General features: G+C 36.1%; 24 protein-coding genes. 12 read left to right on the forward strand and 12 right to left on the reverse strand.

Annotated elements, in window-relative coordinates; genetic code table 11:
• Positions 1-76: 76 nt before the first annotated feature.
• The 6 genes from flhD (at position 77) to flgL (ending at position 5,610) form a co-directional block, all read left to right on the forward strand.
• On the forward strand, positions 77-397 hold the full coding sequence (gene flhD, locus RAM17_RS01420) for a flagellar transcriptional regulator FlhD (RefSeq protein ID WP_086357028.1): 321 nt from the start codon (positions 77-79) through the stop codon (positions 395-397).
• Positions 398-410: 13 nt separating this feature from the next.
• Positions 411-1,016 carry a flagellar transcriptional regulator FlhC gene (gene flhC / locus RAM17_RS01425; RefSeq protein ID WP_086358409.1) on the forward strand — a complete coding sequence of 202 codons (606 nt, stop codon included), beginning with the start codon at positions 411-413 and terminating at the stop codon, positions 1,014-1,016.
• Between the two features lie 58 nt (positions 1,017-1,074).
• Complete coding sequence (gene motA / locus RAM17_RS01430; RefSeq protein WP_034900975.1) at positions 1,075-1,962, forward strand: flagellar motor stator protein MotA; 888 nt, start codon at positions 1,075-1,077, stop codon at positions 1,960-1,962.
• Entirely contained in the window at positions 1,962-2,849 is an 888-nt protein-coding gene (motB, locus tag RAM17_RS01435) for a flagellar motor protein MotB (protein ID WP_110448823.1), read from the forward strand. The genes motA and motB overlap by 1 nt, the downstream gene beginning before the upstream one ends.
• A 163-nt stretch (positions 2,850-3,012) precedes the next feature.
• Positions 3,013-4,656 carry a flagellar hook-associated protein FlgK gene (flgK, locus tag RAM17_RS01440; protein WP_110448822.1) on the forward strand — a complete coding sequence of 548 codons (1,644 nt, stop codon included), beginning with the start codon at positions 3,013-3,015 and terminating at the stop codon, positions 4,654-4,656.
• A gap of 15 nt (positions 4,657-4,671) precedes the next feature.
• Positions 4,672-5,610, forward strand: coding sequence for a flagellar hook-associated protein FlgL (flgL, locus tag RAM17_RS01445; RefSeq protein WP_086358406.1), 939 nt, complete (start codon positions 4,672-4,674; stop codon positions 5,608-5,610).
• A gap of 292 nt (positions 5,611-5,902) precedes the next feature.
• Here flgL and flgJ read toward each other — a convergent pair whose 3' ends face one another.
• Genes flgJ through flgB form a run of 9 tightly spaced genes read right to left on the reverse strand, consistent with a single transcriptional unit; the run spans position 5,903 to position 13,114 of the window.
• Complete coding sequence (gene flgJ / locus RAM17_RS01450) at positions 5,903-6,928, reverse strand: flagellar assembly peptidoglycan hydrolase FlgJ (protein WP_110448821.1); 1,026 nt, start codon at positions 6,926-6,928, stop codon at positions 5,903-5,905.
• A gap of 15 nt (positions 6,929-6,943) precedes the next feature.
• On the reverse strand, positions 6,944-8,050 hold the full coding sequence (locus tag RAM17_RS01455) for a flagellar basal body P-ring protein FlgI (protein ID WP_110448820.1): 1,107 nt from the start codon (positions 8,048-8,050) through the stop codon (positions 6,944-6,946).
• Between the two features lie 11 nt (positions 8,051-8,061).
• Complete coding sequence (locus RAM17_RS01460; RefSeq protein WP_110448819.1) at positions 8,062-8,739, reverse strand: flagellar basal body L-ring protein FlgH; 678 nt, start codon at positions 8,737-8,739, stop codon at positions 8,062-8,064.
• 22 nt (positions 8,740-8,761) lie between these two features.
• A complete protein-coding gene (gene flgG, locus RAM17_RS01465; protein ID WP_110448818.1) occupies positions 8,762-9,544 on the reverse strand; it encodes a flagellar basal-body rod protein FlgG in 783 nt (260 codons plus the stop codon).
• Positions 9,545-9,562: 18 nt separating this feature from the next.
• On the reverse strand, positions 9,563-10,318 hold the full coding sequence (locus tag RAM17_RS01470; protein ID WP_065613572.1) for a flagellar basal body rod protein FlgF: 756 nt from the start codon (positions 10,316-10,318) through the stop codon (positions 9,563-9,565).
• Positions 10,319-10,332: 14 nt separating this feature from the next.
• Positions 10,333-11,544: a flagellar hook protein FlgE gene (gene flgE, locus RAM17_RS01475; RefSeq protein WP_034900993.1), complete on the reverse strand. Its 1,212-nt coding sequence runs from the start codon at positions 11,542-11,544 to the stop codon at positions 10,333-10,335.
• 16 nt (positions 11,545-11,560) lie between these two features.
• Positions 11,561-12,280, reverse strand: coding sequence for a flagellar hook assembly protein FlgD (flgD, locus tag RAM17_RS01480; protein WP_065579055.1), 720 nt, complete (start codon positions 12,278-12,280; stop codon positions 11,561-11,563).
• Between the two features lie 13 nt (positions 12,281-12,293).
• Positions 12,294-12,701, reverse strand: a complete 408-nt coding sequence (gene flgC, locus RAM17_RS01485; RefSeq protein ID WP_110448817.1) for a flagellar basal body rod protein FlgC — start codon at positions 12,699-12,701, stop codon at positions 12,294-12,296.
• A gap of 2 nt (positions 12,702-12,703) precedes the next feature.
• Positions 12,704-13,114 carry a flagellar basal body rod protein FlgB gene (gene flgB, locus RAM17_RS01490; RefSeq protein ID WP_065579056.1) on the reverse strand — a complete coding sequence of 137 codons (411 nt, stop codon included), beginning with the start codon at positions 13,112-13,114 and terminating at the stop codon, positions 12,704-12,706.
• Positions 13,115-13,270: 156 nt separating this feature from the next.
• On the opposite strand from flgB, the gene flgA reads away from it, so the two are divergent.
• The 5 genes from flgA to flhA all read left to right on the forward strand — a co-directional run bounded on the left by flgA (position 13,271) and on the right by flhA (position 18,151).
• On the forward strand, positions 13,271-13,933 hold the full coding sequence (gene flgA / locus RAM17_RS01495; protein ID WP_110448816.1) for a flagellar basal body P-ring formation chaperone FlgA: 663 nt from the start codon (positions 13,271-13,273) through the stop codon (positions 13,931-13,933).
• A 78-nt stretch (positions 13,934-14,011) separates the two neighbouring features.
• Complete coding sequence (flgM, locus tag RAM17_RS01500) at positions 14,012-14,311, forward strand: flagellar biosynthesis anti-sigma factor FlgM (RefSeq protein ID WP_065579058.1); 300 nt, start codon at positions 14,012-14,014, stop codon at positions 14,309-14,311.
• Between the two features lie 23 nt (positions 14,312-14,334).
• Positions 14,335-14,769 (forward strand): flagella synthesis protein FlgN, encoded by a 435-nt coding sequence (locus RAM17_RS01505; protein ID WP_034901007.1) that lies wholly within the window; start codon positions 14,335-14,337, stop codon positions 14,767-14,769.
• 143 nt (positions 14,770-14,912) lie between these two features.
• A complete protein-coding gene (gene flhB / locus RAM17_RS01510) occupies positions 14,913-16,043 on the forward strand; it encodes a flagellar biosynthesis protein FlhB (protein ID WP_110448815.1) in 1,131 nt (376 codons plus the stop codon).
• Between the two features lie 20 nt (positions 16,044-16,063).
• On the forward strand, positions 16,064-18,151 hold the full coding sequence (gene flhA, locus RAM17_RS01515; protein WP_110448845.1) for a flagellar biosynthesis protein FlhA: 2,088 nt from the start codon (positions 16,064-16,066) through the stop codon (positions 18,149-18,151).
• Between the two features lie 47 nt (positions 18,152-18,198).
• On the opposite strand, the gene RAM17_RS01520 is transcribed toward flhA, so the two are convergent.
• From RAM17_RS01520 to RAM17_RS01530, 3 genes are all read right to left on the reverse strand, one after another.
• Positions 18,199-19,581: an NCS1 family transporter gene (locus RAM17_RS01520; RefSeq protein ID WP_110448814.1), complete on the reverse strand. Its 1,383-nt coding sequence runs from the start codon at positions 19,579-19,581 to the stop codon at positions 18,199-18,201.
• A 49-nt stretch (positions 19,582-19,630) separates the two neighbouring features.
• A complete protein-coding gene (allB, locus tag RAM17_RS01525) occupies positions 19,631-20,998 on the reverse strand; it encodes an allantoinase AllB (protein WP_110448813.1) in 1,368 nt (455 codons plus the stop codon).
• Between the two features lie 345 nt (positions 20,999-21,343).
• Positions 21,344-21,979: an NAD(P)-dependent oxidoreductase gene (locus RAM17_RS01530; RefSeq protein ID WP_110448812.1), complete on the reverse strand. Its 636-nt coding sequence runs from the start codon at positions 21,977-21,979 to the stop codon at positions 21,344-21,346.
• Between the two features lie 134 nt (positions 21,980-22,113).
• Here RAM17_RS01530 and RAM17_RS01535 point away from each other — a divergent pair, with 134 nt between their 5' ends.
• Positions 22,114-22,458 carry a winged helix-turn-helix transcriptional regulator gene (locus tag RAM17_RS01535; protein WP_110448811.1) on the forward strand — a complete coding sequence of 115 codons (345 nt, stop codon included), beginning with the start codon at positions 22,114-22,116 and terminating at the stop codon, positions 22,456-22,458.
• Positions 22,459-22,542: the final 84 nt, after the last annotated feature.

The following is a 22,542-nucleotide window of genomic DNA, read 5'->3' on the forward strand; positions in this document are numbered from 1 at the left end:
AGTTGTATTTTATTAATTTTGCGTTTTTTTATACGAACGCAAGCAGATATGGATTGTGGTGGTTAAATTGGGAAATATACAAGATGACGATATTTTGAAATGTATTCATCATTTAAATCTTTCAACGCTTTTATTAAGTCAAAAGATGATTGAAAAAGATAAAGTGATGGCGATGTATCGATTAGGAATTGATGAAAAAACAGCTGATATCTTGAGTAATTTAAGTGCTTCTCAAATGTTGGTTCTATCTGAAACCAATCAATTAACATTTCAATTTAGATTTAAAAATTCGGCAATGATGGAAAAATTAACTGAGGAATCTCGCGTTAGTGATATAAAGCAGATGCATACAGGGATCCTTCTATCAAGCTTACTTTTAGATTCAATTAATAAGTAGGTAGATGATAAAGATGAGTAGCACAAGTATTATTCAAAAGTATAAAGAAGTTCAATTAGCTATTCGATTAATTTCACTCGGCGCTAGAATCCAAATGTTAGAAAGTGAAACCAATTTAAGCCGTGGTAAATTAATTAAATTATATAAAGAAATTCAAGGATGTCCTCCTCCTAAAGGTTTGCTTCCCTTTTCAACTACGTGGTTTATGACTTGGGAGCCCAATATTCACTCAAGTATGTTTTATAATGCTTACCATTTTTTAGTTAAACATGGCATTAAACCTGGTGTTCAGGCCATTTTAAAAGCCTATCAACTCTATTTAGAACAGTGTTCCTTTCCTCAAGATGAAGAGCCTATTTTAGGATTAACCCGAGCATGGATTTTAGTTAAATTTGTTGAAAGTAATGTTATGCAGCAGTCAAGTTGCAAGGAGTGCAAAGGGCGATTTATTACCCATGCTTATCAACCGCATAATAGCTTTGTGTGCAGTTTATGCCAGCCACCATCAAGAGCAGAAAAAAATAATAAAACACATAAAGAGAGTCATGCCAAATGTTTACAAGTTTTATCAATACCAAATGCATTTAATTTAGTCACAGCAAATCAGGTAACAATTTAAGTAAACATTAAGCTGTAAAACAGAGTTAGTTATATTTTATGGAGATAAAGGAAAGCCAATGCTAATAATTATAGGATATATTGTGGTTATCGCTTCAGCCTTAGTCGGCTATGTGCTAAGTGGCGGGTATTTGGCGGTACTTTTTCAGCCATTAGAGTTTCTCATTATTGGTGGGACAGCTATTGGTGCTTTCATTGTCAGTAATGAAAAGAAAGTTATCAAAGCGACACTTAAATCACTAGGTAATTTATTTAAAACCTCAAAATATAATAAAACACTTTATTTAACATTAATTAATTTAATGTACACCATATTAACTAAAGTGCGTCAAAGTGGTGGCTTATCCATTGAAGAAGATATCGATAATCCCAAAGAGAGTGAGTTATTTAAAAAATACCCACTTATTTTAGCCAATCCGCAAGTTTGTGATTTTATCACTGATTATTTACGTTTGATGATCAGTGGCAATATGGAAGTATATGAAATCGAAGCACTAATGAATGAGGAAATAGAAACCTATACTCATGAACTTGAAAAACCAGCTGATGCTATTGCTAGCGTCGGTGATGGTTTACCCGCTTTTGGTATTGTGGCAGCAGTTATGGGGGTAATTAACACCTTAGCACAAGCTGACCGCCCAGCTAGCGAATTGGGTGAGCTTATTGCCCATGCTATGGTTGGTACCTTTTTAGGTATTTTACTTGCTTATGGTTTTGTGTCGCCTTTAGCAGCCTTATTAAGGCAAAAAAATGCCGATACAGTAAAAATTTTAGAATGTACTAAAGTGATTCTTATTGCCAGTATGCATGATTATGCTCCGCAAATTTGTATTGAGTTTGGTCGCAAAACAATTTTTTCCCACGAACGGCCATCTTTCTTTGAATTAGAAAAATATATTCAAGAAGTGAAAGATAAAAACGCTAACCCAACAGAAAATAATGAATAATGAAAAAGAAGTCAGTAAGAATAATTATTTCTAAAAAGAAATCCGGTCATGGCGGTGGCCATCATGGTGGATCATGGAAGATTGCTTATGCTGACTTTATGACGGCGATGATGGCGCTATTTCTCGTCATGTGGTTAATTGCTAAGTCCAGTCCACAAGAGTTACAAGGCATTGCTGAATACTTTAGAACACCATTGATATTAGGTCAAAATGGTGGCAAAAATATCAGTGATAGTGAAAGTCCGATACCGGGTGGTGGCGATGATGTATCTAAAAATGTAGGTGAAGATAAAAATACCATATTGAATGTCGAGTCTGATTTGAATCAAGATGAAAAAAAGCAATTAATTGATACAGCGAATAAAATATATGAAGTATTTGAACTTGATCCTCGATTGCAGAAATTAGCCGCTAATCTTATTGTTGAACTAACAGAAATGGGGCTAAGAATTCAGATTTTAGCCACCGATGATAAACCGATGTTTGATGTTGGTAGTGCGGTTATTCATCCTAATATGCAAGAAATTTTGTATGCTTTAGCACCAATCATAAATTCGTTACCTAATAAAATGACGTTATCTGGTCATACTGATGAGCGTCAGTATATAACCGGCGATCGTGGTTATAGTAACTGGGAGTTATCCGCAGATAGAGCAAACTCATCAAGAAGAGAGTTGATAGCTGGTGGATTAGATTCCAATAAAATCATTCGTATTATTGGTTTAGCCGATACGGTGGGATTAAATAACCCAAATTACAGCAAAGATGCCAATCGTCGTATTAGTATTTTAATTTTGAACAAATCAGCACAGCAGTATATTGAAGATGAAAATACCATGACTGGCATCGATTTTTTAAAACAGGCCAAACAAATTAAATCAGAATAATATCAACATAAATACTCAGATTAAGCTGGTTAAAAAATTAAAATCAAAAAAAATCCATTTTTATCTAAAAATAACTAAAGTTTTTAAATTGTAGGCCGATATAAATAATAACACTTTAGTTTAATAATTTTATTATTAACTGAGATTATATTTAGGAGCCTTTATGTCAAATTCATTGATGAATACCGGTATTAGTGGATTAAATACAGCACAAAATATGCTTAATGTGATTAGCAATAATATTAGTAATGCACATACAGTTGGTTATAATCGCCAGCAGCAAATTTTGCGTCAAGCAAACGGCACTAAGTATAATTTTGGCTTTGTAGGTAATGGTGTTGCGGTATCATCAGTTAACCGCGCATATAACAGTTTTGTGGTTGGTCAATTACGCCAATCACAATCGCAAAATGGTTCGATAAAAGCCTATTACAATGAATTATCAAAAGTCGATAATTTACTAGCTGAAAACGAAAACAGTATTTCCTCACAATTAAATAATCTGTTTGCTAGCTTAAATAAGCTCTCTTCCAATGCGGGTGATGCAGCAACGAAACAGACAGTTATTAGCGATCTTACCTCTTTAGTCAGCCAGTTCAATAAAACGGAATTGAATTTAAAAAATCAGATTGCCAATATCAATACTGAACTGACAAATAACATAGATAAAGTTAATACTTATACCCAACAAATTGCCGATCTCAATCAAAAAATTGCCAAATTACAGGCTGTAAGTGGTGGTCATGAACCTAATTCTTTACTAGATGAACGAGATCAACTGGTAACTGAATTAAGCGAACTGATTGGTATAACAGTTAGCGAGCAAAATGGCCAATATAATATTTCGCTTAGCAATGGTTTAAGCTTAGTACAAGGCGCATCGACAAATCAGTTATCGGTGCAGCCTTCGGCCTCTGATCCTGCCTTAAATACGATTATTTACACCCATAATTCTGGTGCGACACAAGAACTGACAAGTCAAAATATCGCATCAGGTCGATTAAATGGATTATTAGCTTTTCGTGATGGACCACTCCTTGAAGCTCGCAATCAATTAGGGTTGCTGGCGTTAAATTTAGCTGAGCGCTTTAATGAAGTACATACGGCTGGCGTTGATATTAATGGCGATCCTGGCGAAAAACTATTTGATTATCACAAACCAACTAGTATTGCTAATAGCCAAAATCAAGGTAATGCTACCGTTAAAATGGATTATAACTCGGTAACAGAAGTCAAAGCTTCTGATTATAAAATAGAGTTCAATGGCAATGATTGGGTAGTAACCAGATTATCAGATAATCAACAAATTACCCCACAAGTTAGCGATGGTAAGTTAGTGTTTGACGGCTTATCGATTGAAATTACTGGCAATGCGGTTGCTGGTGATAGCTTTTTACTTAAACCTGTTGCCGATGTAGCCTCATCATTACAGTTACTGGTTAAAGATGTAAATAAACTCGCTACCGGTATTAACGATGATGAAAATGGTAGTGGTGATAATCGAAATGTGGCAAAACTACTTGATATACAAAATGAAAAACTAGTTAATGGGACTAAAACTTTAAATAGTGCATATACATCATTAGTTAGTTATATAGGTAGTGAGACGCAGACAGCTAAAATTTCAGCGCAATCGAGCCAAAATATCACTCAAGAAATTTATGAACAGAATCAATCTATCTCTGGTGTGAATATCGAAGAAGAATATATTTCTATGCAAGTTTATATGCAATATTACCAAGCAAATGCCAAAGTTATTGATGTGGCAACGACAATATTTGATACCATTTTAGGTTTGGCCAAATAATAAAAGGATTTAAACATGCGACTTAGTACTCATTCAATGTATCAAAAAAATCTAAATAGTATTTTAAATACCAATACCAAGTGGCAAAAGTCAGGATTACATTTGGCAACCGGCAAGAAAATATTATCACCTTCAGATGATCCGATGGGTGCTTCACAAACATTAATTTTAAAGCAAGCTCAATCAAGAAATAACCAATTTCAAGCAGCGCGAGATAGTGTTGATAAATCATTAAGTCGGCAAGATACGGTATTAAAAGAAGCGAATACTGTGATTCAATCAATCCAAGAAACTTTAGTTTATGCTGGTAATGAGACGTTAAATGATGAAAACAGACAAGATTTAGCCAATAAGCTACAAGGATTAAAAGATCAGTTAATTTCGTTAGCCAATGCTAAAGATACCAATGGTAATTATCTGTTTGCTGGTAATAAAAATGATACCCCTCCTTTTGTGGTTGATGAAAGCGGTAAAGTGAATTATGTCGGTGGTTCAACCACGATTAATGTTTTCATCGATGATACCCGTGAAGTATCGCTAAGTTTTACTGGTCAACAGATTTTTATGACAGGCGCCAATACAGAAGTAGAAAGTGATGTCTTTGCGAGTATCGATTATGCCATAGCGGCATTGCAAATTGGTTTAGATGATAATGATCCTGAAGCTATTGAACAGTTTCGATTAGGTTTATCTAAAGCCAGTCAAGGTGTTGATAACTCATTTGAAAACATCTCGACTGTTAGAGCTGCAGGCGGAAATGTATTGGCTGAAGTCGAAAGATTAACCGCACTGGGTAAAACCTTAGATATTGATTTTGAAACGCAAATTAGTCAAATTGAAGATGTTGATTGGTATGAAGCGATTTCAGATTATGTGATGCTACAAGCAAATTTACAAGCAGCACAATATACATTTATGAACATGCAAAACATGTCATTATTTCAAATGAAATAATCTATTATTAATTTTTACACATCCTAAACATGACTATTCATCTAACAAACAGGGGGTTACAACCTCCTGACTATCAATTTGCTTACTGTTATCATTTTATTATCATACAGATTTTTATATTGCTATGCTGATGACCAGCTATTTGCCAAAGGGTGAGAAACGTGATTATAGGTGATCTTGATATATGTAACTAACGCATTATTGGTTATTTATTGACTATAGCGTAGAGTTTGGTCTACTTTTTGGCTGTGATGATAATGTAATTTATTTAACAGCTATATTTATTTAAGCACTATTTAAAGGCAATTTGTCTAAATCCAGATATTGATTTTTGCGGTGTATTTTTGGCAATTTGCTCGATTCGACCAATAATTTGGATCAGTTTCTCGCTATAGTTAGGATCAGTTGCATAGTGTGCGTCTTGTAGTGCTTTGGCTGCTGTTCTAGCATCGGGAGCATTAACCACGGCACGATAACGTGGGCTTTTGGTTAATAAATTAAGGTAATCAGTTAATGCATGTTGTTTACTGTTGTATACCCTAAATTCATCTTTAATTTTAACCATATTGTTATTTAAGAATTCTTGAGTCGTTAACCGAGTTGAATCACCTTGCCATGATGAGGTTGCTTTTATACCGAAATAGTTATGACTCGGCTTATTATCAGCCGTTTTTATCTGTTTTTTACCCCAACCTGTTTCTAAAGCTGCTTGAGCAATAATGACTTCATAAGGGATGCCAGATATTTTCGATGCCTGCTTTGCTGGCTCAAACCATTCGACGACAAATTGGCTAATATGGTCTTTATCAACTTTGTTGAGCGAAGTTGGCAAGGTTGATTCATTAACATTGGCTTTGGTTAAATTGTTGGCTTTATGCTGTTGATAAAGCATTTGCCCTAATGCTGCTGGCGATAAATTGGATGAATTATCACTAAATAAAGATTGTGCCAATCGCATATTGGTTTGATTATTATTCGCTTGAGCTTGTGAATGAATATTAAGCGTAGAATGTGGCTGATTAGTTAATTGTTTAACAATAACATTAGATAGCCCTAAACCTTTACCTGCCGCTTGTTGAGCAATTTGTTGATCAAACATAGAGGTAAATAATTGCATTGCTGATTGATTAAATAAACCGCCATTGGGTACCGCTTTGCGCATAGATTGCATCATCATATTTACAAATAGTGTTTCAAACTGATCGGCAACTTGTTTGATGCTGTCAGTTGAACCACTAACAGCATTACGTTTCAATTGATTAATGCTAGAAAAATCATAAGCAAAACGATTTATAGACTGATTTATTAGGTTTTTCATTTCAATAGTTCTGCTTTAAATAGTTTCCAATGCGGCATGCAAACAACCAGCGGTTTTTAATGCTTCTAGTATTGACATTAACTCAGTAGGATTGGCACCTAATAAGTTAAGTGAATGAATAACTCGATTTAGATCGGCGCCAGACGCTAAATTCTGCAGTGCGCCACCATCTTGCTCGATAGTTACTTCATCATCTGGAACCACTGCTGTGTTGCCACCGGCGAGTGGTGTATTGGGTTGGCTAACTTTCAATTTGTTATTTACCACCACGGATAAATTGCCATGTGCAACGGCACAATTGTCTAATTGTACTTTTTGATTCATGACCACGACACCAGTACGTGTATTAATCACCACTTTAGCGGAAATAGGGCTAGCACTAATTTGGAGATTTTGAATTGTAGATAATAATTTAACTCTTGCTTGACTGTCTTGTGGCATAGTCAATTTTACGGTCATGCCATCTAAAGCAATGGCGATATTTTTTTGCACTTTGTTAATAGCATCAGCAATTTTTGTAGCCACAGTAAAATCAAAATAGTTAAGATGTAAATGAATAGTGCTGTTTTCATCTAAGCGTGTAACTAATTCTCTTTCGATGGTTGCACCGCTAGGAATGGTGGCACCAGCCATTTGGTTAACCGTTACACTACTGCTTCTACTGCTTGCCCCCATACCACCAACAAAAAGATTACCTTGTGCAATCGCATAAACTTGGTTATCGGCGCCTTTTAATGGTGTCATAATCAATGTACCACCACGCAGGCTTTTGGCGTTGCCTAATGACGAAACAACCACATCAATTTGTTGGCCAACACGCGCATAAGACGGTAATTTAGCCGTGACCATTACCGCTGCCACATTTTTTAACTGCATGTTGCTTCCTGATGGCACGGTAATACCTAATTGTGAGAGCATATTGGTGATACTTTGTATCGTAAATGGTGTCTGTGAAGTTTGGTCACCGGTACCGTCAAGCCCTACCACGATACCATAGCCGACTAAGGCATTTTCGCGAACGCCTTGTATTGTCACCAAATCTCTTATTCGCTCGGCATAACTAGAAGGGACAACCACTATTAGCAAAACAAAACAGATAAAAGTACGTAATTTATTTAGCATAATGATACTCATTAAAATGGCGAAAGATTAAAAAACAGGCGCTGTAACCAACCCATTGTTTGTGCTTCATCGATGTAGCCATTACCTACATATTCAATACGAGCATCAGCGACCTGAGTTGATATAACGGTATTACTACCACTTATTGTCCGAGGGTTAACAACACCTGAAAATCGAATAAATTCTGTGCCCTGATTTATTGCAATTTGTTTTTCACCAATCACTTTTAAATTACCATTAATCATGACATCTTGAACGGTGACGGTAATGGTACCGCTAAAGGTATTTTTAGCATTGGCACCACCAGAACCCTTAAAATCATTGCTACCTGAGATATCGGTATCCACTTTACCACGACCAACTAGCCCATCTAAAAAGTGCGGTACGGTTTTTACCCCTAAATTGACCCCACCATTACGGCCGGCATTAATGGATGAACTTTTACTTGCGCTAACGTTTTCTTGTAAAACAATAGTTAATACATCACCAATATTGCGTGGTCGACGATCTTCAAACATCGGTTGATAACCAAAACTACTTGGTTGTGAGGCTTGATAAATGGAACCACTGCTGTTCACAATTTCTGGCATTTTTGGAACAATACTGGTATCGCCTTCAACTAATGCTTTTTTAGGTAATTGACTACAACCAACTAACGACAAAGTTATTAAAATGTAAAGATATCTCATTACCGCTATCATTTTGTTAGATTTATAATTGATTTAAACGTTGCAACATTTGGTCAGATGCCGATATTGCTTTACTATTAATTTCGTAAGCACGTTGTACTTGAATCATATTAACCAGCTCTTCGGCCACATTTACATTTGACGTTTCAATATAACCTTGGTATAGCAATCCAGCACCATTGAGCCCCGGTGTATTTTCAGTTGGTGCACCAGAACTTTCGGTTTCTAGATATAGATTTTCACCAACGCTTTCTAATCCGGTGTCATTGATAAAAGTGTGTAATGTTAATTGACCAACTTGTACTTGAGTTGATTGATTAGCTAAGGTGACATTGACGATGCCATCACGTGCTACGGTCATTTTTATAGCATTGGATGGAATGTTAATTGTTGGTTGAATTTCATAACCGGCAGCTGTTACTAACTGACCATTTTGATTAACTTGAAAAGCGCCACTGCGGGTATAGGCTTGCGTTCCATCAGGCATAAGAACTTGGAAAAATCCTTGTCCATTAATGGCAATATCACTACTGTTATCGGTTAATTCTAAATTACCTTGGCTATGAATTCGTTCGGTTGCAACTGGTCTTACACCGGTACCAATTTGTAATCCTGAAGGTAATGTTGTTTGTTCTGAAGATTGCGCTCCTGGTTGGCGAACTGTTTGGTATAACAGATCTTCAAAAACGGCGCGTTGGCGTTTAAAACCCCCTGTACTAACGTTGGCTAAATTATTGGAAATAATATCCATATTCATTTGTTGCGCAGTTAAACCGGTTTTTGCAATCCATAATGATTTAATCATTGCTGTTTCCTATTTTAGTTAAGTTAACGATAATATTTGGTTGGCTTTTTGGGCATTTTCGTCGGCAGTAGTAATTTGTTTCATCTGCATTTCAAATTGACGAGAATGGCTAATTAGATTCACCATTGCCGTTACCGGATTAACATTACTGCCTTCGAGTACTCCGGACATCAATTTTGCATTAGGGTTATCTTGTAACACGGCACCACGATTATTTATGGTTGCCTCAGTGGCATGGAAAAATCCATCATCACCACGTACCAATTCATTGCGTTCAAGGTGAACTTTTTTTATTTTTCCTACTTGGGCAATGGTGGTGCGTTTATCGCCAGCACCTAAAGCTGATAAAGTCCCATCAGTACTGACACTAACTTGTGAACGCTGAGGTACTGTTAATACGCCATTATCACCAAGTAACGGAAAGCCTTGAATGTTAAGTGTGCCGTTTTCATCTATTTGAATCGCACCATTACGGGTATATCCTTCACTGCCATCAGCTAACTGTACTGCTAGCCAATCGTCTTGGGATAAAGCAACATCTAAATTGCGTCCAGTGTAATTAAAGGCACCGATTGTTGAATCATAGGTTGGCGTAGTTGCCGTTACCATAGTTCTTGTCGGCATACTACTACCGACAATGGGAACGGCTTTCATTGCTGTTAATTGCGCCCGAAAGCCAACTGTCGATACATTAGCTAAATTATGACTAGTTATGGACTGTTGATTTAATGTTTGGCTTGCGCCAGACATAGCAGTATAAATAACGCGATCCATAAATACTCCTTAAATTATCTTAAATTAACCAATGTATTAAGAATTTGATCCTGAGTTTTGATGGTTTGTGAATTAGATTGATAATTACGTTGGGCAACAATCATATTGACTAACTCTTGGCTCATATCGACATTGGATGATTCAACTGCACCACTGGTTAGTAAACCAAAAGTACCAGTATTAGCTGAGCCTAATACTTCACCACCTGATTTAAGAGTCGCCCGCCAGTTATTGTTACCGGCTGATTCTAGGCCATTAACATTGGCAAAATCAGCCATGGCAATTTGACCTAATAACATCGTTTGTTGGTTAGAATAGACGCCATAAATTGAGCCATCATCACTGATACTATAGCCAACTAGATCACCAGCAGCATAACCATCAACGACAGGGGTTTTAATGCTACCGACTTCTTTACCCATATTTTGTTGAGTACTGTTTGCTAATGACAGCGTGAAGCTATTGGCGGCTGAACCATTAAGCCCATTAATATTAATCGTCATTTCTGGATCACTAATTAATTTGCCTGATGAATCAAACTCCATTTGCCCTAATGCTTGTAGGCTTGCGTTAGGATCACTACTATCAAGATAATGAACATCCCATTGATTATCAGCCGTTTTAACATAAAAAAGCTGAACATTACGTTGATTACCTAAAGAATCATAAGTGGTGATCGTAGTTGAATAATTAAAGGTATCAGCATCGGTGGCATTAATTGGTTGTTTTTCAGGTACTTTGCTATTTGAATTTAAATTTGTTTGCAAAGAGGCTTTATTGGTTGCTGATGCATTTAACATCTCTTGTGAAATCTTTAATGGGCCTGGTGCTGAACCTTGTTGGATCTGTGGTGGTGTGCCTGTGGCAAGATAACCGGTTAATTGAAAACCATCCGCTGAGATAATATTGCGATCAGCATCTAATTGAAACTGGCCATTACGGGTATAATAGATTTGACCACTACTATCAACTAAGCGGAAAAAGCCATTACCAGAGATAGCAACATCTAGACTATTATTGGTTGACGTTGTTGTGCCATCATTAAAATTTTGCATAACCGCAGCCACTTTGACGCCCATTCCTACTTTTGAACCAGCATAAATATCGGCAAATGAAATGCTAGCACTTTTAAAGCCAACTGTTGCAGAATTGGCAATATTATTACCAATAACATCTAATTGTTTTGATGCGGCATTCATACCACTAATTGCTTGAGAAAATCCCATATTAACTTATTCCCCTTTAAAGAATTTGACGTACTTCGTCAATACTAATTGAACCAAGTATCCCTAAATCAAGTAATACTTTATTATTAACTTTGCTATTAATTACGCCGTATACAACCGAGTAAGATAGTGGTGTGGACGATACTTTTTGCCCGTCATAAGTGGCATTAACCGAAAACGTATAACTACCATCTGGCGCCAGTGTTCCATCATTCAGTTCCCCATCCCAAGTAAAAGAGCTAACTCCAGCAGGAATCGAACCTAAATCGACCTCACGTACAACATTGCCATTTTCATCTTTGATGGTAATGACCACTGACTCAGCATCACGCATAAGTTCAAAGCCAAATGGTGTGGTAATAGTTTCTTTTTCGCTTTCCGAACCTTCCACTTCTGATGTAGCGACTAAAATTTTATTACCTGGAACCATGACACCTTTACCAATCATGTTGCTGGCATTGACCGATAAGCTATCGTCAATTTGACCTGAAACCATACCTAATGTGGTATTCAGTCGTTCGATACCCGCTAACGTATTGATTTGAGCTAATTGCGAGGTTAACTGACTGTTATCCATTGGATTGGTAGGATCTTGATTTTTCATTTGGGCAATAAGTAATGTTAAGAAATTATCTTGTAGTTCCTGACTAGAGTTACCATCAGACGTACCTTTCTTTAGCGCTTGTGGACTGGCCATATTAGTTGATTCTGAAACTGCTACATTTGAGATACCCATCAATTACGCCCTTTTATTGTCCTAGAGTCAGTGTTTTTAGTATTAAACTTTTTGCGGTGTTAATCACTTCTACATTTGCTTGGTAGCTACGAGATGCAGAAATGGTATTAACCATCTCAGCTACTACATCAACGTTAGGTTTTTGAATGTAGCCTTGTTCGTCAGCCAAAGGATGATTTGGTTCATAAACTAAATTCATTGGCGCAGGATCTTCAATAACTTGTGCTACTTTTACTCCAGCAACACTATTGGAATAACCATTGTCATCGACTTGAAAGATAACTTGTTTGGCTCGATAAGCTTGACCAGAAGTACTGGTAACACTATCAGCATTAGCTAAATTACTGGCACTGACATTCATTCGTTGTGTTTGTGCCATTAAGGCTGAACCAGAAACCGAAAAAATAGAGAAGCTCATGATGATTATCCTTGCTGTAATACCGAAATGACATTTTTAAACTGTTCACCTAAAAAGGTTAAATTACTTTGATAGTGGATACTGTTATCCATAAAAGCAGTTCGTTCTTGATCCATCTCAACAGTGTTGCCATCAGCAGATGATTGATAAGGAATACGATAAAGAAGATTATAATTAGTGAAATCAGCGCTAGTTATTTGAATATGTTTTGCAGAAGTAATATTTAGTTTTATATTATTGTGGGTCGATTGATTATTGATGGCTCTGTTTAATTCAGTATTAAAATCAATGTCCCTCGCTTGGTAATTAGGCGTATCACTATTAGCAATATTGGTTGCAAGTATATTTTGACGTTTTTCACGAACATTGAGTGCTTGTTGGTGAAAATTAACGAAAGTATCTAATTTATTTAGCATAAAATCATCTCATCCTGATAGATAAAAAGAATTTTAAGCAAATCAAAAAAAAATCATCGTATAAATAACGATAAAAATTGCCCTTATTTCAACATTCGATAGGTGAGCTTATAAAGTACAATTTAGTTATCAATAATTATATGAACCCCGACAAATATGCCTCAGATTATTAGATTGTTGTTTCTTTTTTGTATGTTAGGTAGTTCAAAAATAGTTTGTGCCACTGCACTTGAAAAACAAATTAGTGATCTGATCCATCAACAACTTATTGATGTGAATGTTGATAAAGTTGTCATTAATTATCCAACTGCAAAACCGCAATTAAGTTGTGACTCACCAACATTGGCAATATTGAACAAAAATAAACAATGGGGCAATTTAACGATTACCGCCAGATGCGAAAATATCACTAAATATATCCAGATATACGTGGCTGTGAGTGGCCATTATGTTATTGCTAAACAAGCAATTAGTGCAGGAACATTAATTACTGAACAACTGGTAAAAATGCAACCTGGTCAGTTAGATAAATTACCAGCAACAGTAATTTTAAATCAATCTGAAGTTATCAATCATCTTGCTTTACGTAATATTAATGATGGTGAAGTAATAAAAAATTCAATGCTGCAGAAAAACTGGTATGTTAAAGTCGGTCAAACCGTAAAGGTCATTATTAATGGCGAAGGTTACTCAATTGCAACGCATGGCAAGACATTAAGTAATGGGGCATTGGGAGAATCAATTAATATTAAACTTAATACGGGTAATGTTGTTGAAGGTGTTGTTAGTGAAAAAGCTATCACTATTATCAATAAATAAAATTAATGATTTTTTGATTTTTGCCGATAATTAGACTAAACCAACCCTATAAACCTTGACTTGAATTAAAGGAATTTTATGAGTATAGATGCAACAAAATTGGTTACAGCAGTATCGGGATTGCTAAATCGTGATTTAATAAATGGACAAAATAAAGAAACTAAAGCATCTGTGCAAACGTCAAATAGCTTAAATTTGAATAGCAATGTCAAATTGAGCCAAAACACTATCGCATTATTACATTCGACAGAAAATGATATTGATATTAGTAAAATTGAGAAAATAAAACAGGCCATTACTAATGGTAACTTAGTCATCAATCCAAATAAAATTGCAGACGAAATTATTAAGCAAACTCTTGAAGAGATTGAAAGCTAATTAATTTTTGAAGGAATATCATAATGTTAGAGTTAGATAACATTTTTAATAATGTAACAGTCATGTTGCAATCACTTTCAGATATTCTAGAGTCTGAACAGCAAATCCTAATTGGGACTAATACAATTAGCCAATTAAATGACGTTATAAATCAAAAAAGCCAATTACTTATCGAGTTAAAGTTACTTGATGAAAAACGGCTAAAAGTAAGTGCACGCTATAATATCCAATCACCTTATAGTGAAAACCCTGAGCTAGCGTTGAAATGGCAAGCCATCACTAATACCACTCAGCGATTAGCTCAAATCAATCGAGATAACGGTATACTTATTCAAAATCGTATGAATATGACACAACAATCGATTGATTATTTAAAAAGTATTAATAACCCCGCGGTTTACACTTATCACGGTTATCAACAGCCTGAAACGATTTCATCTAAACGTGCTAAAGTTTAATCATTTTAATGCTATTTAAAGCTAAACGAGCTAAATAACCAGTAATTTGGGGTCTTATTAAGCCAATAACTTTAATCAGTTGCGTTCATACTGTGCTATCAAAGTAAAGTGTAATTAGACAGTAAAATTGGTTTAACTGATATATGGCTGATGATAGTGATCTAGAGAAAAGTGAACAACCCACCGATAGTAAATTAAAAAAGGCTAAGGAAAAGGGACAAATTCCTCGATCTCGTGAGTTAACATCGCTAATGATATTGTTAGTTGGCATTATGTTATTTTGGATAATGGGAACACATTTTGTCAGCAAATTAAAAGCAATTATTCAACAAGCCATGTTAGTTGCCCACCGAACCGATGATGATAAACAGATTATTTTCAATTTAATTAATTTATTAACCGCTGGATTTTGGGCGATTTTACCTATTTTTGTGGGATTAGTTATTGTTGCTATCATTGCTCCGCTTAGTGTTGGTGGTTTGCTGTTTAGTCTACAATCGATTAAGCCTAATTTAGGCAAATTGAATCCTATTAGTGGGTTTAAACGGTTATTTAGTCTGCGAATTTTTTCAGAACTGTTTAAAAGTATTCTTAAAGTGGTTTTAATCGCTTTTGCTGCTGCCCTATTTTTGATACATCAATTTCCCAATATGCTGGTACTACCCAGTATGTATTTAAATAATGCATTATCTCAGGTAATGCAATTGCTGATTTACGCTAGTTTATTGATTGTATTAGCCTTAATACCAATGGTAGGTTTTGATATTTTTTACCAAATATGGAGCAATTTGAAAAAGTTAAAAATGTCGAAGCAAGAAGTGAAAGATGAGTTTAAAGAGCAAGAAGGTAATCCGCAAATTAAAGGGCGTATTCGACAAATGCAGCAGGCAATGGCAAGGCGTAGGATGATGAAAGATGTCCCTAAAGCTAATGTTATTGTTACCAACCCAACCCATTATGCGGTTGCTCTGCAATATGATGAAAAAACCATGAGTGCGCCCAAGATATTGGCTAAAGGTACCGATAATATAGCGAGCAAAATTAAACAAATTGCTCAAGAGCATCAGATCCCGCAATTAGAAGCGCCACCTTTAGCTCGAGCATTATATCGCCATGGTGAGATAGGTAAATCAATACCAGCAGAGCTCTATGCTGCGGTAGCACAAATTCTCGCTTGGGTTTATCAATTAAAAAGATGGCATAGATATGGTGGTGAAAAACCACTCAAACCAACCAATTTATCAATCCCAGAATCTTTATCTGTGAATAAATAAAGGTAATTGCAATTGTTATGATGAAATCAAAATTAACTAATCTATTATCAATAAATAGCTTAAAAAACGGTCATTATCGAATTTTAACTGGGCCAATGCTGATTTTATTGATTCTTTCGATGATGGTATTACCTTTACCCGCATTTATTTTAGATCTCTTTTTTACTTTTAATATTGCCTTATCGATTATCATTTTGATTGTGGCACTGTTTACTAAGCGAGTTCTCGATTTTGCCGCTTTTCCCACCGTTTTATTGTTTGCAACTTTATTGCGCTTATCCCTTAATGTTGCCTCAACTAGAGTGGTGTTACTAAAAGGCCATACTGGTAGTGACGCGGCTGGTCGAGTAATTGAAGCTTTTGGCCACTTTTTAGTTGGTGGTAATTTTGCCATTGGTATTGTTGTGTTTATCATTTTAGTTATTATTAACTTTATGGTAATCACTAAAGGTGCTGGTCGGATAGCTGAAGTAGGTGCTCGCTTCGCATTAGATGGTATGCCAGGTAAGCAAATGGCTATTGATGCCGATCTTAATGCTGGATTAATCGGTGAGGATGAAGCTAAAGCTCGGCGAGCAGAAGTTACTCAAGAAGCCGATTTTTATGGCTCTATGGACGGGGCAAGTAAATTTGTGCGTGGTGACGCTATCGCTGGTTTATTGATTATGGCGATTACCATTGTCGGTGGCTTATTAGTTGGGGTGATGCAGCATGGTATGACATTATCCGATGCCAGTACAACCTATGTGCTATTAACTATTGGTGATGGATTAGTTGCGCAAATTCCTTCCCTAATTATTTCCACTGCTGCCGGTGTTATTGTGACGCGGGTCACTTCACAAGAAAACATCAGTGACCAAATGTTAAAGCAGTTATTTAATAATCCACAAGTATTAATTTTAACTGCGGTTGTAATTGGGTTACTTGGCCTTATTCCGGGTATGCCAAATTTAGTATTTTTAATGTTTACGGCTATTTTATCGCTCATTTCGTGGTGGTTAAGCAAACAAAAGAAACTTGAAAAATCAGTCTCTACTCCGCAACAAAATATAGCAGCAACTAAACCGTCAAATGTTGACGCTTCATGGTCTGATGTCAATATTGAAGATATTTTAGCGATGGAAGTTGGATATGGCTTAATCCCTATGGTTGATCAAAACCAAAATGGTGAATTACTTGGCCGAATTCGCAGTTTACGCAAAAAGTTTGCCCAAACATTAGGTTTTTTACCACCACAAGTACATATTCGCGATAACCTCTCATTATCACCTTATCAATATAAAATTTTTATAAAGGGTGGCGAGATAGGCCAAGGTGAAATTATGAATAACAAGTGGTTGGCGATTAATCCTGGCACAGTGACCGAACAAATTGATGGAATTGCAACAACTGAACCCGCATTTGGTTTACCTGCGGTTTGGATAGATGCTAATAATAAAGAAGCTGCCCAAATATTAGGTTATACCGTGGTTGATACCAGTACCATGATTGCTACTCACTTTAATCATTTATTGCATCAATTTGCCAGTGATCTATTAGGGCGTTTAGAAACGCAAGAATTACTGGAGCGCATCAAACAAGATATTCCTAAATTAGTCGAGGATTTTATTCCTGGTGTTGTACCATTAACCACGTTTCATAAAATTTTACAAAACTTGTTGGCCGAAAAAGTCTCTATTCGTGATATGCGTACGATTATTGAGACAATTTGTGAACAAGCACCTAACCAAAATGATGCTTACCATTTACTTAGTATTGTTAGAATAGCATTGGGTAGAGTGATTACTCAGCAGTGGTTTCCGGGAACAGAGCCGATAAAAGTGATTGGATTAAGTATCAGTTTAGAGCGAATATTACTGCAAGCGTTACAAAATACCAGTAATGTTGAGCCTGGTTTGGCGGAACATATACTCCAACAGCTTCAGCAAGCCCTTAATCAGCAAGATGCAATTGGTGCACCGCCAGTTTTATTAGTTAATCATACTTTGCGAGCTATGCTGGCGCAGTTTTTAAGACCTAACTTTCCACAATTAGCGGTATTATCAAATTTAGAAATTAGCGATAATCGTGAAATTAAGGTGACCTGTCAAATTGGTAGTGAATCATGATGATAACATTGAATTTACTACCTAATTTTGCTGGTCACTTAATTGAGCTATTTCTTTTCAAAAATAGTTCCTTTTTTGAACGGCGAATCTTTAAAGGTAAATTTGGTTAATAAAATATAACTAATTCCACCAACAACAAAACCGACAATCCATGTTAAGCTAACTTCATAAAATGCAGCCGCTGAGCCAATCAGCATTGCTAGAATCGCTGCAGGGTTAAAACCAGCAAATTGACCGTTATTATCATATAGCGTGTTTACATCAATTTTTTGTCGACGTAACAGATAATATTCCACCAATAAAATTGCCACAATTGGCCCTAAAAATGCCGAATAAATTAAGATAAATAAACCTAATCCTTTAGCTGACGTATCTTGAACTAACACCCATGGGAAAGAAGCAATAGCTAATAAACCCGTAATGGTTACCGCCACTTTATATTTCGCTTTAGTTAATAAAGTAATTACATAAGCAGGTGGGATGATGTTAGCAACAATATTTACGGCAATGGTACCTAATACAATAAAGGATGAGACTACAATGGTAATATATGGATTATTTACTACAATGGCGAACGCTTTAACTGGATTCGAGTTACCGGTGACTGATGCTAACATTACACCAATAGTAATAATAAAGCCGTAAGCGACAAAAATGGGTAAAAAATAGAGTAGGCCACGTTTGCGATTGCTAAAACCTGATTTTAGTTCTCGTGAATAATCAGCTGCACTAAGAAAAATTGCTGCATAATTACCCAAGAACATCATAATAAAGCCACAAAATGGTAGTCCCCAAGTTCCTTCGGCATTTACCCATTTATCGATAATAATATCTTGGTGATTGTTGAGTAATAGAATAAAGACATAAACTAATGCACACAGAATCACCACTGAAATTAGGGTTTCGACCCATTTTATAGCATGGAATCCATATAGTGATAAGGCTATTTGGAAAAATTGTAAAATAAGGAAACAAATAAATACATTATCGAAATCACCATTAGATAATATTTTTACAATCTCATTGAGTGCCGTGGCACCGATCCAGCTTTGAAAACCATACCAAACAATAGCAGGAATACCGCGGAGCAATGAAGAAATAATCGCACCTTTTATGCCAAATGACATTCGCAATTGCACGACATAAGGAATACCTGATCGATATCCTAGACGATCATTAAAGACAAAAATTGTGGTAATGATTAATATTGCGATAAACGTTGCGGCAAACGTTTGGAAAATATTCATGGTGGCGACACCAGCTACGACTAAGCTAGCACCTAAGGTCATATTACCCAAATTCATACCATCACCAATCCACATAAAGGCATAAGCCAAAGGATTCATTGTTCTATCTTTGCTAGATTTGGGTAATAACGAACTATCAATCTGCAATGGTGTCGTCGATGACTGTGCTGTGTTATTCTTCATTATTTTCCTTTCCTACCTATTTTATTTTTTTATCGTTTTAATTTTATGATTAACGTCGAATAAAACTACCTCTCGGCGTTGCATCAATACCAGAATCAATCTGATAAATGGTTTTTCCTCGTAATATGGTTTGCACAACTTGAGCACCAATTTGTCTACCCACATAAGGGCTAAATTTATTACGATATTCGAGATCTTGTGCAGTTAAAACATAGTCTGAATGAGGTTTTATAAAGATAATATCTGCGTCTTTACCAACTTGAATTGATCCCTTGGTTGGTAAGTTATATCTTTCGGCTGGATTTTTAGCGATGATATCGGCAAACTGTTTTAATGACATACCGCGTTTTTGAACGGCTTCATCAAACAAAATATCGACATTATTTTGCACACCTGAAATTCCTCCCCATGCATCAAACGCATTGGCTTTATCTTTTAAATCGTAGGTACATGGTGAATGGTCAGATACGGCGGTGATAATGTGGCCGGCAAAGAGATATTTCCACAAACCTTCTTGTGCTTGTTGATCACGGATTGGCGGAGAACATTTTGCAATTGGGCCAATTGCATCTAATTGATCTGTAGTGAAATAGAGGTAATGAATACAGGTTTCACAAGTGACATTAACACCTTCTTGACGTGCTTTTATTACTTCTTCAACTCCTTCTGGACAAGCTACATGGCAAATATGAATTGGGCAACCGGTTTGTTTGGCAAAAAAGATAGCTCGGCGAATAGCTTCTACTTCAGTGAATGCCGGACGAGTTGCTACGTATTGTGATAATTTGCTTTCCCCTCGTGCTTTGGCTTGTTGTCCCAAAATATCTGTGATTGCTGCATTTTCGGCATGAATAGCTAAAACTTTACCGGTTTTAGCTATTTGGCGCATCCCTTCCCATAATGCATAATCATTAACATTAGCGAAATCACCGTCAAGATTTGGGTCACCACAGGTTGCCATAAAGCATTTAAACGCAGCAACACCTTCTTGAACTTGTTCTTCTATACCATTATTAGTTAGGTTATAGGGAACTAATCCACCATATGAAGCAACGTCAACATATAATTTACCTTCACCAGCTGCATATTTGGTTCGCAATGTTTCACCGCTGGTGGTAGCAGGAAGTTGATTTAGTGGCATTTCGACAAAAGTTGTCACCCCACCTTTTGCACATGCTTTGGTTCCAGTAACATAACCTTCCCATTCATGGCGGATACCGCCAGGTTCGCTAATATGCACATGAATATCAACCATTCCCGGGCTGACAATTAAACCTTCAGCATCGATAATTTGCTCTGCTTGCTCCAAATTAGGGCCAATAGCAGCAATTTTGCCATTTTTTATTGCAATGTCGGTATTAGTCTCGCCTGATTCGAGAATAACAATACCATTTTTAATGATTAGATCGTACTGCATAAGCGTTTTCCCAAGTAAAGTGATAACAAATTAAACACATAATAATTCATATTATCAGTATTATTGGCATTATCAAATTATTCATAATAATCTTTTATTTATGCAATAAGCATGCCAATAATTGAACAGTTAACCGATAACCGGTCTAATCTAGTTTTTTCAATTGTTAGCGCACTAAAATGATCCATTTATATACCAAAGGTTGGTGTTTTTGCACCATTTTGGTTTGTTGGCGTGAGTGAACAAATATGGTTAGTCGAGTGGAAAGTTTAAATGATTTTCCTTACATTAAAATAACCGTTTGTATATAGGCTATCTTAATGTAAGGTTATTTATCGATATCTATTATTCAGCGACAACAGTGAAACGTTGTTTGATATGTTGGGCTTTTTCTGCTTCATCAATCATAGCGACCGCATAGTCAGCGTAGCTGATTTGACTTTTACCTTGGCTGTTAACTAAGAATTGCTCGCCACCAACAGTATAATGACCAGTTCTTGCTCCATCAGCAATAAACTCAATTGCTGGGCTTAAATAGGTCCATTGCACATCATCACAGGTTCTTAGTTGATCTAAAGCTTTCGCCATATTGTTGGCTAATGGTTTAAATTCATCAGGGAAATCTGGTGAATCAACTAGACGAACGGTATGCTCTGGGTTGACGTATAAACTGCCGGCACCACCAACAACTAATAAACGGTTAGGTTTACCGCTTAAAATATCGGTTAAATGTTTAAGGCTAGTTTGATGTAATGGTAATGATTCAGGTGTCCAAGTACCAAATGCATCAATAATCACATCAAATGGTTTCAAATCGTCATAAGTTAATTGAAATAGATCTTTAACTAATACTTTCGCTTTTGCGTCGCTATTTGAACTTGGTTTACGTACGATAGCTGTGACATCATGTCCTCGTGATAATGCTTCTTTAACCAATAGTTGTCCTGATTTACCATTTGCACCAATGACTGCAATTTTCATCTTGTTCTCCTTAATACGACTTAGATAAATTAATTTTTTTAGCTTAATATCCAAAGTTTCTATTGTAAAGTAGGTACCAAGTAGTAATATAGTTACCGTTTAGATACTATTGTTGAAATTAAAGGAATTTTGTTATGCAGGTGATTGAAAATTTACCGCCATGTCCTGTTGAAACTACTCTATTATTAATGGGTGACAAATGGAAAGTCCTAATTGTGCGAGATTTACTGACAGGTACCAAACGTTTTGGGGAACTGAAAAAATCACTAAATGGTATATCACAAAAAGTGCTTACTTCTCATCTACGTACTATGGAAAAAAATGGCCTAATCACCCGTAAAGTATACCCACAAGTGCCACCTAAAGTGGAATATACCTTAACTGAAGTTGGAGAAAGTTTAAAGCAAGTACACGATGCTATGTTAGATTGGGGGAGTATCTACAAATCAAAATATAGCACTAAAACGAGTAGGGTTTAAGTTTACTCAGAAAAGGGGCTATTCTGCCCTTTTTTAATAAATATGCTTGGCGCTTAGCTATCACATTTTTCCCAATCAAAATAA

The sequence above is a fragment of the Gilliamella apis genome (assembly GCF_030758615.1).
Lineage (GTDB): Bacteria > Pseudomonadota > Gammaproteobacteria > Enterobacterales > Orbaceae > Gilliamella > Gilliamella apis_A.